8 protein-coding genes are annotated in these 13,636 nt (G+C 60.0%); all 8 read left to right on the top strand.

Annotated features, from left to right (window positions below):
- Positions 1-25: 25 nt before the first annotated feature.
- Entirely contained in the window at positions 26-553 is a 528-nt protein-coding gene (rplJ, locus tag IFO71_RS07145) for a 50S ribosomal protein L10 (protein WP_192028869.1), read from the top strand.
- A 55-nt stretch (positions 554-608) separates the two neighbouring features.
- On the top strand, positions 609-980 hold the full coding sequence (gene rplL / locus IFO71_RS07140; protein ID WP_192028868.1) for a 50S ribosomal protein L7/L12: 372 nt from the start codon (positions 609-611) through the stop codon (positions 978-980).
- A 227-nt stretch (positions 981-1,207) separates the two neighbouring features.
- Positions 1,208-5,299, top strand: coding sequence for a DNA-directed RNA polymerase subunit beta (gene rpoB / locus IFO71_RS07135; RefSeq protein ID WP_192028867.1), 4,092 nt, complete (start codon positions 1,208-1,210; stop codon positions 5,297-5,299).
- A gap of 126 nt (positions 5,300-5,425) precedes the next feature.
- A complete protein-coding gene (rpoC, locus tag IFO71_RS07130) occupies positions 5,426-9,610 on the top strand; it encodes a DNA-directed RNA polymerase subunit beta' (protein ID WP_192028866.1) in 4,185 nt (1,394 codons plus the stop codon).
- Positions 9,611-9,756: 146 nt separating this feature from the next.
- Positions 9,757-10,131 carry a 30S ribosomal protein S12 gene (gene rpsL / locus IFO71_RS07125; RefSeq protein ID WP_192028865.1) on the top strand — a complete coding sequence of 125 codons (375 nt, stop codon included), beginning with the start codon at positions 9,757-9,759 and terminating at the stop codon, positions 10,129-10,131.
- A gap of 61 nt (positions 10,132-10,192) precedes the next feature.
- Positions 10,193-10,660 carry a 30S ribosomal protein S7 gene (gene rpsG / locus IFO71_RS07120; protein WP_192028864.1) on the top strand — a complete coding sequence of 156 codons (468 nt, stop codon included), beginning with the start codon at positions 10,193-10,195 and terminating at the stop codon, positions 10,658-10,660.
- Between the two features lie 15 nt (positions 10,661-10,675).
- The gene (gene fusA / locus IFO71_RS07115) at positions 10,676-12,766 is read left to right on the top strand and encodes an elongation factor G (protein WP_192028863.1); all 2,091 of its coding nucleotides are present in this window, start codon (positions 10,676-10,678) and stop codon (positions 12,764-12,766) included.
- A 39-nt stretch (positions 12,767-12,805) separates the two neighbouring features.
- Positions 12,806-13,636, top strand: an 831-nt coding sequence (locus IFO71_RS07110) for an elongation factor Tu (protein ID WP_192028862.1), incomplete at its 3' end; no start/stop codon positions are given.

The raw sequence follows: 13,636 nt of genomic DNA, 5'->3' as shown, positions 1-13,636 counted from the left end.
AGCGGAGTTCACTAGGAGGAGTGCAATGGCTCTCAATCTGTCCCAAAAGCAAGAAGTTGTCGCCCAGCTGGCAGAAGTCGCTGCGAAGGCTCACTCCTTGGTCGCAGCCGAATACGCGGGCACCACGGTCGAACAAATGACCGCGATGCGCAAGAAGGCTCGCGAGTCCGGCGTGTACTTGCGCGTTGTCAAGAACACCTTGGCCTCGCGCGCTGTCAACGGCACCGAATTCGAGTGCGTCAAAGACGCCCTGGTCGGTCCGTTGCTGTACGCGTTTTCGACTGAAGAACCCGGCGCTGCCGGGCGCTTGATCAAGGATTTCGCCAAGACCAACGACAAGCTGCAGGCCAAGGTCGTGTCGATGGGAGGCAAGCTGATGCCGGGTTCCGACCTGGACAAGCTGGCTTCGCTGCCGACCCGCGAAGAGGCGCTGTCGATGCTGGCACGCGTGCTGGCAGAGCCGGCAAGCATGTTCGCTCGGGTCATCAAGGCGGTGGCCGATCAGCAAGGTGGTGGCGAAGTCGCTGCCGAAGCTGCAGCCGAAACAGCCTGATCGTTACGCCCTTAGGCAACTTATTTACTAACCAATATTTCCAGAGGTAATAGCAATGTCCCTTACCAACGAACAGATCGTCGACGCCGTCGCCGGCAAGACCCTGATGGAAGTGATGGAGCTGGTCAAGGCCATCGAAGAGAAGTTTGGCGTCACCGCCGCCGCTCCGGTCATGGTCGCTGCCGCTGGCGGCGCTGCTGCCGCTCCGGTTGAAGAGCAGACCGAGTTCACCGTCGTCCTGAAGGCCGCCGGCGAGAAGAAGGTTGAAGTCATCAAGGCCGTCCGCGGCATCACCGGGCTGGGCCTGAAGGAAGCCAAGGACCTGGTGGAAGCCACCGGTATCGTCAAGGAAGGCGTCAGCAAGGACGACGCAGCCAAGATGAAGAAGGACCTTGAAGCGGCTGGTGCGACCGTCGAGGTCAAGTAAGCAGGACCATTGCGTCATCCGCTGCATTGATGGCGCAACCGCAAAGCCTGGGGGCGAAAGCCCCCGGGCTTTGCCTGTTGCACACGCAGTGATTGGTGATTCGTGATTGGTGATTCGTAGCGCTGCTACGAGACAGCAATGACGAATCAGGAATCAAGCCCATCAGGGCAAAGCTTTCGAAATTCGAGGGGTTGTTTCCCCTCCCAACAAAGGGTGGTACGCCGACCATGACCTACTCCTTCACCGAAAAGAAGCGCATCCGCAAGGACTTCAGCAAGCGCCCTTCGATTCTGGAAGTGCCTTTCTTGCTGGCGATTCAGGTAGATTCCTATCGGGATTTCCTGCAGCTCGAGATCCCACCTGAAACACGCGCGGACAGCGGCCTGCACGGCGCGCTGAAATCGGTGTTCCCGATTGTCAGCTACTCGGGCAATGCGGCACTGGAGTATGTGAGCTACAAGCTCGGCGAACCGCCGTTCGACGAACGCGAGTGTCGCAATCGCGGCCTGACCTTTGGTGCTCCGCTGCGCGTCACCGTGCGTCTGGTCATTTACGATCGGGAAAGCCCGGCCTCGAACAAGGCGATCAAGTACGTCAAGGAGCAGGAAGTCTACATGGGCGAATTGCCGCTCATGACCGACAACGGCACCTTCATCGTCAATGGCACCGAGCGTGTCATCGTGTCGCAGCTGCACCGTTCGCCTGGCGTGTTCTTTGATCACGACCGCGGCAAGACGCACAGCTCGGGCAAGCTGCTGTACAGCGCCCGCATCATTCCCTACCGTGGCTCCTGGCTCGACTTCGAGTTCGATCCGAAGGATTGCCTGTTCACTCGTATCGATCGTCGGCGCAAGCTGCCGGTGTCGATCCTGTTGCGCGCCCTTGGCTTCACCAATGAGCAGATGCTGCAGGAGTTCTACGAGATCAACACCTTCCACATCCTGCCCGAGGGCGTGGAGATGGAACTGGTGGCTGAGCGGCTGCGCGGCGAAACCCTCAACTTCGATCTGGCCGTCGGCGGCAAGATCCTGGTCGAGGCCGGCAAGCGCATCACCGCGCGCCACGTCAAGCAGTTGGAGCAGGCCGGTATTTCGGCGCTGGAAGTGCCTGACGACTACCTGGTCACGCGCATCCTCGCCCACGACGTGGTGGACGCCGAAAGCGGCGAGTTGCTGGCCGAAGCGAATGACGAAGTCACCGACGAGCATCTGGCGAAGTTCCGCAAGGCCGGTGTGGCGAGTGTCGGCACCCTGTGGGTGAACGATCTGGATCGCGGCGCCTACATCTCGAACACTCTGCGTATCGATCCGACCCGTTCGCCGCTGGAAGCACTGGTTGAGATCTACCGCATGATGCGCCCGGGCGAGCCGCCGACCAAGGAAGCAGCGCAGAACTTGTTCCAGAACCTGTTCTTCACTGCCGAACGCTATGACCTGTCCGGCGTCGGTCGGATGAAGTTCAATCGCCGCGTCGGTCGTACCGAAGTCGAAGGCGCGGGTGTGCTGGACAATGAAGACATCCTGTCGGTGCTGAAGGTGTTGATCGAAATTCGAAACGGCAAGGGTACGGTCGATGACATCGATCACCTGGGTAACCGTCGCGTGCGTTCGGTCGGTGAGATGGCCGAGAACACCTTCCGCGTTGGCCTGGTCCGCGTGGAGCGTGCTGTTAAGGAACGCCTGTCGCTTGCCGAATCGGAAGGCTTGACCCCGCAGGAGTTGATCAACGCCAAGCCGGTGGCCGCCGCGATCAAAGAGTTCTTTGGCTCCTCGCAGCTCAGCCAGTTCATGGATCAAAACAACCCGCTGTCGGAAGTCACTCACAAGCGACGTGTCTCGGCACTGGGACCAGGCGGTCTGACTCGCGAGCGCGCAGGCTTCGAAGTGCGCGACGTACACGCCACCCACTACGGTCGCGTCTGTACCATCGAAACGCCAGAAGGCCCGAATATCGGTCTGATCAATTCGCTGGCCGTGTATGCCCGAACCAACCGTTACGGCTTCCTCGAAACGCCGTACCGTCGCGTGGTCGATGGCAAGGTCACCGATCAAATCGACTTCTTGTCGGCCATCGAGGAAGGTCAATACGCGGTGGCCCAGGCCAATGCGCCGATGACCGAGGATGGTGCCTTTATCGAGGCCTTCGTTCCGTGCCGTTTCCAGGGTGAAACCCTGCTGATGGCTCCGAACGAAATCCAGTACATGGACGTGTCGCCGATGCAGACCGTATCGGTGGCGGCCGCCTTGGTTCCGTTCATTGAGCACGATGACGCCAACCGCGCCTTGATGGGCGCGAACATGCAGCGTCAGGCCGTGCCGACCCTGCGCGCCCAGACCCCGCTGGTCGGCACCGGGATCGAGCGTGAAGTGGCGCGTGATTCCGGCGTGACCGCCAATGCCCGTCGCGGTGGCGTGATCGATCAGGTGGATGCCGGTCGCATCGTGGTGCGGGTCAACGAAGCCGAGGTTGGTGACAACGATGCCGGCGTCGATATCTACAACCTGGTCAAGTACACCCGTTCGAACCAGAACACCTGCATCAACCAGCGTCCGCTGGTGAAGGTCGGTGACCGGGTTGAGCGCGGCGATGTGTTGGCCGACGGCCCGTCGACCGATCTCGGTGAATTGGCGCTCGGTCAGAACATGCTGGTCGCCTTCATGCCGTGGAACGGCTACAACTTCGAAGACTCGATCCTGATTTCCGAGCGCGTGGTGCAGGAAGACCGCTACACCACGATTCACATCGAAGAGCTGACCTGTGTCGCGCGTGACACCAAGTTGGGGCCGGAAGAAATCACTGCCGACATTCCAAACGTGTCCGAGCAGGCCCTGGGTCGTCTCGATGAGTCTGGTGTTGTGTACATCGGTGCCGAAGTTCGCGCTGGCGACATTATGGTCGGCAAGGTGACGCCGAAGGGCGAAAGCCAGCTGACCCCGGAAGAGAAACTGCTGCGCGCAATCTTCGGTGAGAAGGCGTCTGACGTGAAGGACAGCTCGTTGCGCGTGCCGCCGGGAATGGACGGCACCGTGATCGATGTGCAGGTGTTTACTCGCGACGGTATCGAGAAAGACAAGCGTGCGCGCCAGATCGAGGAAACCGAGATCAAGCGGGTCAAGAAGGATCTCGACGATCAGTTCCGCATCCTTGAAGGCGCCATCTACGCGCGACTGCGCACCCAGCTGAGTGGGCGGGTGGCCAACGGTGGTCCAGCTGGCCTGAAGAAGGGCAGTGAGATCGACGATGAGTACCTTAACAGCCTGAAGAAGGATGACTGGTTCGCCATCCGCATGAAGGACGAGGACGCTGCCGAATTCATCGAGAAGGCGCAGAAGCAAATCGAAGCGCACAAGAAGGAATTCGAGAAGCGATTTGCTGACAAGCGGGCCAAGATCACCGCGGGTGACGATCTGGCGCCCGGCGTGCTGAAGATGGTCAAGGTGTATCTGGCGGTTAAGCGCCGAATACAGCCGGGTGACAAGATGGCCGGCCGTCACGGCAACAAGGGCGTGATCTCGATGATCCAGCCGGTCGAAGACATGCCGTTCGCGGCTGACGGTCGCCCCGTGGACATCGTGCTCAACCCGCTTGGCGTGCCCTCGCGTATGAACATCGGTCAGGTGCTGGAGACCCATCTGGGATGGGCAGCCAAGGGCCTGGGCGAGCGCATCCAGAAGATGCTGGAAGAGCAACGCAAGATTGCCGAGCTGCGCGAGTTCCTGGGTCAGATTTACAACCATGACTTGGCGGTTGAGGGACGCACGCGTGCCGAACTCGATACCTTGACCGATCAAGAAGTGGTGGCCTTGGCCAAGAACTTGTCGAACGGCGTGCCGATGGCGACGCCGGTGTTCGACGGTGCACACGAGTCGGAAATCAAGACCATGTTGCGGTTGGCAGGCTTGCCCGAATCCGGCCAGACCATCCTGTTTGACGGTCGCACCGGTGAGTCTTTCGATCGCCCGGTGACCGTCGGGTACATGTACATGCTGAAACTGAACCATCTGGTTGACGACAAGATGCACGCCCGTTCGACCGGTCCGTACTCCCTGGTTACTCAGCAGCCGCTGGGCGGCAAGGCGCAGTTCGGCGGTCAGCGCTTCGGTGAGATGGAAGTTTGGGCGCTGGAAGCCTACGGCGCGGCCTACACCTTGCAGGAAATGCTGACGGTGAAGTCAGACGACGTGCAGGGTCGTAACCAGATGTACAAGAACATTGTCGATGGCAATCACGAGATGGCCGCGGGCATGCCCGAGTCGTTCAATGTACTGGTCAAGGAAATCCGCTCGCTCGGTATCAACATCGAGCTGGATGAACACTGAGAGAAGTGATTGGTGATTTGTGATTCGTGATTCGAAGTCACCGGCCTGGTGAATCCTCGAATCCGAATCACAGATCCACGCTTATCACGAACCACCAATCACGAATCACGAATCACGGAGAAGGCAATGAAAGACCTACTCAACCTGTTCAACCAGCAGCGCGCGCCGCTCGACTTTGATGCGATCAAGATCGAGCTGGCCTCGCCCGATCTGATCCGCTCCTGGTCGTTCGGCGAAGTGAAGAAGCCGGAAACCATCAACTATCGTACGTTCAAGCCCGAGCGCGATGGCCTTTTCTGTGCCGCCATCTTCGGTCCGATCAAGGACTATGAGTGCCTGTGCGGCAAGTACAAGCGCATGAAGCACCGCGGCGTGGTCTGCGAGAAGTGCGGCACCGAAGTCACGCTGGCCAAGGTACGCCGTGAGCGCATGGGACATATCGAACTGGCCTCGCCGGTGGCGCACATTTGGTTCCTGAAGTCGCTGCCATCGCGTATCGGTCTGATGCTCGACATGACGCTGCGCGACATCGAGCGCATTCTGTATTTTGAAGCCTATGTTGTGGTCGACCCCGGCTTGACCACACTGGATCGCGGCCAGTTGCTGACCGAGGAGCAGTACCTGCAGGCGGTCGGCGAGCATGGCGATGAGTTCGATGCGCGCATGGGTGCAGAGGCGGTGTACGAGCTGCTGAAGACCATCGACCTCAATGCCGAACTTGTGCGCCTGAAGGAAGAGGTTGCCAGCACCAATAGCGAAACCAAGCTGAAGCGCCTTTCCAAGCGCATCAAGCTGGTTGAGGCTTTCATCGAGTCGGGTAACCGCCCTGAGTACATGGTGTTGACCGTGTTGCCGGTGCTGCCGCCTGATCTGCGTCCGTTGGTGCCGCTGGATGGTGGTCGTTTCGCGACCTCCGATCTTAACGATCTGTATCGCCGCGTGATCAATCGCAACAACCGTCTGAAGCGTCTGCTCGAGCTGTCGGCTCCAGACATTATCGTGCGCAACGAAAAGCGCATGCTGCAGGAGTCGGTCGATGCGCTGATGGACAATGGCCGTCGCGGACGCGCCATCACTGGCACCAACAAGCGCCCGCTGAAGTCGCTGGCCGACATGATCAAGGGCAAGCAGGGCCGCTTCCGCCAGAACCTGCTCGGCAAGCGCGTTGACTATTCCGGTCGTTCGGTCATCGTGGTTGGCCCGACCCTGCGCCTGCACGAGTGCGGTCTGCCGAAGAAAATGGCGCTGGAGCTATTCAAGCCGTTCATCTTCTCCAAGCTGCAGCGTCGCGGCCTGGCCACCACCATCAAAGCGGCCAAGAAGCTGGTTGAGCGTGAGTCGGCCGAAGTCTGGGACATCCTGGAAGAAGTGATTCGCGAGCATCCGGTGCTGCTGAACCGTGCGCCGACCCTGCATCGTCTCGGTATCCAGGCGTTCGAGCCAGTGCTGGTGGAAGGCAAGGCAATCCAGCTGCATCCGCTGGTGTGTACGGCGTTCAACGCCGACTTCGACGGTGACCAGATGGCCGTCCACGTGCCGCTGTCGCTGGAAGCCCAGCTCGAAGCGCGTGCGCTGATGATGAGCTCGAACAACATCCTGTCGCCGGCGAACGGTGAGCCGATCATCGTGCCGACCCAGGACGTGGTCTTGGGTCTCTACTACATGACCCGTGCACTGGAAAACAAGAAAGGCGAGGGCATGGTGTTCGCCAATGTGGCCGAGGTGCATCGCGCCTACGAAAACCGCATGGCGGAACTGCACGCTAAGGTCAAGGTGCGCATCAAGGAAGTGGTGATCGGCGAGGACAAGAGTCGCACCATGCAGACTCGTATCGTTGAGACCACGGTCGGCCGTGCGCTGTTGGCCGAGATCGTGCCGGTGGGTATGAGCTTTGACCTGGTCAACACCGAGCTGACCAAGAAGGCGATCAGCCGCCTGATCAATGCTTGCTATCGCCAGCTGGGCCTGAAGGACACGGTGATCTTTGCCGACCAGTTGATGTACACCGGGTTCCGCTACGCCACCCGTGCGGGTGTATCGATCGGCATCGACGACATGGTCATTCCGGATGAGAAGAAGACCATTCTGGCCGAGGCCGAGCATGAGGTTAACGAGATCCAGGAGCAGTATCAGTCGGGTCTGGTCACCGCTGGCGAACGCTACAACAAAGTCGTCGACATCTGGTCGCGCACCAATGAACGTACGGCCAAGGCGATGATGGAAGGCATTGGTACCGAAAAGGTCAGCAATGCCAAGGGCGAGACCATCGATCAGAAGTCGATGAACTCGATCTACATCATGGCCGACTCGGGTGCTCGAGGTAGCGCAGCTCAGATCCGTCAGTTGGCTGGTATGCGCGGCCTGATGGCCAAGCCGGATGGCTCGATCATCGAGACGCCGATTAAGGCGAACTTCCGAGAAGGTCTCGACGTTCTGCAGTACTTCATCTCAACCCACGGTGCACGTAAGGGTCTGGCTGATACCGCACTGAAGACTGCCAACTCGGGTTACCTGACCCGCCGTTTGGTCGACGTCGCTCAGGATGTCGTGGTCACCGAGGTCGATTGCGGCACCGTGCATGGCCTGACCATGACCCCGATCGTTGAAGGCGGTGATGTGGTCGAGCCGCTGCGCGAGCGCGTGCTGGGTCGCGTCGTGGCGCAGGACGTGTTCCTGCCGGGCGATGACGAAGACCCGATCGTGACCCGCAACACCCTACTTGACGAGAAGTGGGTGGCCAAGCTGGAAGAAGCGGGCGTGCAGTCGATCAATGTGCGCTCGGCAATCACCTGCGAAGCGTCATTCGGCGTCTGCGGTCACTGCTACGGTCGCGATTTGGCCCGAGGACATCTGGTCAACATTGGCGAAGCAGTGGGAGTAATCGCTGCACAGTCGATCGGTGAGCCGGGCACCCAGCTGACCATGCGTACCTTCCATATCGGTGGTGCGGCATCGCGTGCGGCGGCAGTTGACAACGTCGCCGTCCGCACCTCGGGTACCATCAAGTACAACAACCTGAAGACCGTCGAGCATGCATCGGGTCATCGCGTTGCCGTCTCCCGTTCGGGCGAAATCTCGGTCATGGACGGCCACGGTCGTGAACGCGAGCGCTACAAGCTGCCCTATGGCGCCAGCATCGGCGTGCCCGATGGCGGCGAGATCAAGGCCGGTCAGATCGTGGCGAACTGGGATCCGCATAACCATCCGATCGTGTCGGAAGTCGCCGGTTTCGTGCGCTTCGTCGACTTCGTCGAGGGTGTCACTGCGATCGAGAAGGTTGACGAACTGACCGGTTTGGCCAGCGTCGAAATCACAGATCCGAAGCGCCGTGGTTCGGCCGGCAAGGATCTGCGTCCGATCGTCCGTATCATTGATGGCGACGGCAACGACCTGAACATCCCGGGCACCGATCTGCCCGCGCAGTACCTGCTGCCGCCGAAGTCGGTAGTAACCCTGCAGGATGGTGCGCCGGTCGGCGTGGGCGACGTAGTCGCCAAGATCCCACAGGAAGCCTCGAAGACGCGTGACATCACCGGTGGTTTGCCGCGCGTGGCGGATCTGTTCGAGGCCCGCAAGCCGAAGGACCCAGCCATCCTGGCTGAACGTTCCGGTGTAGTGAGCTTCGGTAAGGACACCAAGGGCAAGCAGCGTCTGATCATCAAGGATTCGGACGGCGGCGAGCACGAAGAGCTGATTCCGAAGTACCGGCAGATCATCGTGTTTGAAGGCGAGCATGTGGAGAAGGGCGAAACCGTCGTTGATGGCGAGCCGAATCCGCAGGACATCCTGCGTCTCCTGGGAATCGAGCCGCTGGCCGCGTATCTGGTCAAGGAGATTCAGGACGTGTATCGCCTGCAGGGCGTGAAGATCAACGACAAACACATCGAGGTGATCATTCGCCAGATGTTGCGCAAGGTGGAGATCACCGATTCCGGTGATAGTCGTTTCCTGCGCGGCGAGCAGGTCGAGCGCATTCGGATGATCGAGGAAAATGTGCGCCTCAACTCGCGCGATGAACTGCCGGCCAAGGCCGACCCCGTCCTGCTGGGCATCACCAAGGCGTCGCTGGCCACCGAAAGCTTTATCTCGGCGGCTTCCTTCCAGGAGACCACTCGCGTCCTGACCGAAGCGGCAGTACGCGGCACGTGCGACACCTTGCGTGGACTGAAAGAGAACGTGATCGTCGGGCGGCTTATTCCGGCCGGTACTGGCTTGGCCTACCACGAGTCACGTCGTCGCGGCGCTGCGGGCCTGAGTGAGGCCGAGCTGGAGTCTTTGGCGGCGCCGATTACCACCGCCGACTCTGAGTAAGTGAACACGCTCTCGGGCTCGCCCCGAGAGCGATGCAACAAAACCCGGGTGTGCTGGCTTGACCGAAAGGCGACCAGCACTTTATACTTGTCTGTCTATGCAGGCCGGATTTGGCCTGCTTTCGTTTCTGTGAAGGCTAAACAGCAATGGCGACGATCAATCAGCTGGTTCGGAAGCCCCGCCAGCCCAATACCTACAAGAGCGCCTCTCCGGCCCTGGCAAACTGCCCGCAGCGTCGTGGCGTTTGCACTCGCGTGTACACCACCACCCCGAAGAAGCCCAATTCAGCGCTTCGCAAGGTGGCCAAGGTGCGCCTGACCAACGGGTTTGAGGTCATCAGCTACATCGGTGGCGAAGGTCATAACCTGCAAGAGCACTCGGTTGTGCTGATTCGCGGCGGTCGCGTCAAGGATCTGCCGGGTGTGCGTTATCACACCGTTCGCGGCTCGTTGGACGCAGCTGGTGTTGCCAAGCGTCGCCAGGGACGTTCGAAATACGGCGCCAAGCGTCCGAAGTCCTGATAAGCCAGCGGCCGCTGTGACGGCCGACTCTCTACCGATCTTTTCAAATTAGGCCTGCATCATGTCCCGTAAAGGTTCGCCCGGTTCCCGTTCAGTTTTGCCCGATCCCAAGCACAGCAGCGAGATGATCGCTCGCCTGGTCAATATGGTCATGCTTCATGGCAAGAAGTCTGTTGCCGAAAGCATTGTCTATGGCGCTATGGACGTGATCGGTCAGAAGAACAATGATCCGTTGAGCCTGGTGCAGAAGGCGCTGGACAATGTCGCGCCGGCCGTCGAAGTGAAGTCACGTCGCGTCGGTGGCGCCACCTACCAGGTGCCTGTCGAAGTGCGTCCGTCGCGCAAGCAGGCCCTGGCCATGCGTTGGCTGATCGATGCTGCTCGCAAGCGCAGCGAGAACTCGATGCCGCGCAAGTTGGCCGGCGAGTTGCTGGACGCCTCGGAGAGCCGCGGCGGTGCCGTCAAGAAGCGTGAAGAAACCCATCGTATGGCGGAAGCGAACAAAGCGTTCGCTCACTACCGCTGGTAATCGGAGGGTCTGCTCGTGGCACGTACTACCCCTATTGAGCGTTATCGCAACTTCGGCATCATGGCTCACATTGATGCCGGCAAGACGACGACCACCGAACGTATCCTTTTCTACACCGGTGTGAACCACAAGATCGGTGAGGTGCATGATGGCGCAGCCACCATGGACTGGATGGAGCAGGAGCAGGAGCGCGGAATCACCATCACTTCCGCGGCGACCACTTGCTTCTGGCAGGGCATGGACAAGTCCTTGCCGACCCATCGTTTCAACATCATCGACACCCCGGGCCACGTTGACTTCACCATCGAAGTGGAGCGGTCGTTGCGCGTGCTCGACGGTGCGGTGTTCGTGTTGTGCGCCGTCGGCGGTGTGCAGCCGCAGTCGGAGACCGTGTGGCGCCAGGCCAGCAAGTACAGCGTTCCGCGTTTGGCCTTCGTCAACAAAATGGACCGTACCGGCGCCAACTTCAACAAGGTGATCAGCCAGTTGAAATCGCGTCTGGGCGCCTATCCGGTGCCGATGCAGGTGCCTATCGGCGCCGAAGACAACTTCGAAGGTGTCGTTGATCTGCTGAAGATGAAGGCCATCGTGTGGGATATGTCCACTCAGGGTAATACCTTCACTTACGCCGATATCCCGGCCAACCTGAAAGACGAGTGCGAGACCGCGCGGTCATTCATGGTCGAGGCGGCTGCGGAAGCTGACGAGGACTTGATGAACAAGTACCTCGAAGAAGGCGAGCTGAGCGAAGACGAAGTGATTGCGGGCATCCGCGCACGTACCCTGCGGTGCGAGGTGATTCCTGCGTTCTGCGGCACCGCGTTCAAGAACAAGGGCGTGCAGGCCATGCTGGACGCTGTGGTCAGCTATCTGCCATCACCGGCTGACCGTCCGGCGGTCAAGGGTGTCGACGAGTCCGAGAAGGAAGCTGAGCGCAAGGTTGGTGATAAGGAGCCGTTCTCGGCCCTGGCGTTCAAGATCATGACTGACCCGTTTGTGGGATCGTTGACCTTCTTCCGTGTTTATTCCGGCACTCTGAGCGCTGGCGACCAGGTGTTCAATCCGGTCAAGGGCAAGAAAGAGCGCATTGGCCGTATCTTGCAGATGCACGCCAACAACCGCGAAGAGATCAAGGAAGTGCTGGCGGGTGACATCGCCGCTGCGGTGGGTCTCAAAGACGTGACGACTGGCGACACGCTGTGTGCGTTGGACAACGTGATCACCCTGGAACGCATGATCTTCCCGGACCCCGTCATTTCGATGGCGGTGGAGCCGAAGACCAAGTCGGACCAGGAAAAGATGGGTATCGCGCTGGGTCGTTTGGCCCAGGAAGATCCGTCCTTCCGTGTGCGCACCGACGAAGAGTCGGGTCAGACCATCATTTCGGGCATGGGTGAACTCCATCTCGAGATTCTGGTTGACCGCATGAAGCGCGAATTCAATGTCGAGGCCAATGTCGGTAAGCCGCAGGTTGCATATCGCGAGACCATTCGCAAGATGGTCAAGCAGGAAGGCAAGTTCGTGCGCCAGTCGGGTGGTCGTGGTCAGTACGGTCACATCGTGATTGAGATGGAGCCGCAAGAGCGCGGCGCGGGCTATAGCTTCGAAAGCGCCATCGTCGGTGGCGTGGTGCCGAAGGAATATGTGTCCGCCTCCGATAAGGGCATCCAGGAAGCGATGAGTACCGGCATTATCGCCGGTTACCCGGTGGTCGATATCAAGGTGCGCGCCGTTGATGGCTCGTTCCATGACGTCGACTCAAACGAAATGGCGTTCAAGATTGCCGGTTCGATGGCTTTCAAGGAAGCGATGAGCAAGGCCAGCCCGGTGCTGCTCGAGCCGATCATGAAGGTTGAAGTCGTCACCCCGGAAGACTACATGGGCGACGTGATGGGTGATCTGAGCCGTCGGCGTGGCGTGCTGCAGGGCTCTGACGACAGCCCGTCTGGCAAGGTCATCAACGCGATGGTCCCGCTCGGCGAAATGTTTGGCTATGCCACCTCGCTGCGCTCGGCCACCCAGGGGCGTGCGACCTACACCATGGAGTTCGACCACTACGCGGAAGCGCCGGCGAATATCGCTGAGCAAGTGGTTAAGAAGTCCTGATTCTTTCCAATTAATTGAAATTTAGACTGAGGTTTAATCATGGCCAAGGCAAAGTTCGAGCGCACCAAGCCGCACGTTAACGTGGGCACGATCGGTCACGTTGACCACGGCAAGACCACCTTGACGGCGGCGCTGACCAAGATTGGCGCAGAGCGTTTCGGCGGTGAGTTCAAGGCGTACGACGCGATTGATGCGGCGCCGGAAGAGAAGGCGCGTGGTATCACCATTTCGACCGCGCACGTTGAATACGAGAGCCCGAACCGGCACTACGCCCACGTGGACTGCCCGGGCCATGCTGACTACGTCAAGAACATGATCACCGGTGCGGCGCAGATGGACGGCGCGATCCTGGTGTGCTCGGCCGCAGACGGCCCGATGCCGCAGACCCGCGAGCACATTCTGCTGGCCCGTCAGGTCGGCGTGCCGTACATCGTGGTGTTCCTGAACAAGGCCGACATGGTCGACGACGCCGAGCTGCTCGAGCTGGTCGAAATGGAAGTGCGTGAGCTGCTGAGCAAGTACGACTTCCCGGGCGACGATACCCCGATCATCAAGGGTTCGGCACTGAAGGCGCTGGAAGGTGACCAGAGCGAAATCGGCGTGCCGGCGATCATCCAGCTGGTGGATGCGCTGGACAGCTACATTCCGGAGCCGCAGCGCGATATCGACAAGGCGTTCCTGATGCCGGTCGAAGACGTGTTTTCGATCTCGGGTCGAGGCACCGTGGTGACCGGTCGCGTTGAGCGCGGCGTGATCAAGGTGGGCGAGGAAATCGAAATCGTCGGTATCCGTCCGACCACCAAGACCACGGTGACCGGCGTTGAAATGTTCCGCAAGCTGCTGGACCAGGGGCAGGCGGGTGACAACGTG

This window comes from Pseudomarimonas arenosa (genome assembly GCF_014841215.1).
GTDB classification, from domain to species: domain Bacteria; phylum Pseudomonadota; class Gammaproteobacteria; order Xanthomonadales; family Xanthomonadaceae; genus Pseudomarimonas; species Pseudomarimonas arenosa.
This window is presented reverse-complemented; position numbering and strand designations above follow the sequence as displayed.

Excerpts from the sequence above, each read along its gene's own strand:
- rplJ (WP_192028869.1), top strand. The coding sequence starts at position 26 with ATGGCTCTCAATCTGTCCCAAAAGCAAGAAGTTGTCGCCCAGCTGGCA.
- rplL (WP_192028868.1), top strand. The coding sequence starts at position 609 with ATGTCCCTTACCAACGAACAGATCGTCGACGCCGTCGCCGGCAAGACC.
- rpoB (WP_192028867.1), top strand. The coding sequence starts at position 1,208 with ATGACCTACTCCTTCACCGAAAAGAAGCGCATCCGCAAGGACTTCAGC.
- rpoC (WP_192028866.1), top strand. The coding sequence starts at position 5,426 with ATGAAAGACCTACTCAACCTGTTCAACCAGCAGCGCGCGCCGCTCGAC.
- rpsL (WP_192028865.1), top strand. The coding sequence starts at position 9,757 with ATGGCGACGATCAATCAGCTGGTTCGGAAGCCCCGCCAGCCCAATACC.
- rpsG (WP_192028864.1), top strand. The coding sequence starts at position 10,193 with ATGTCCCGTAAAGGTTCGCCCGGTTCCCGTTCAGTTTTGCCCGATCCC.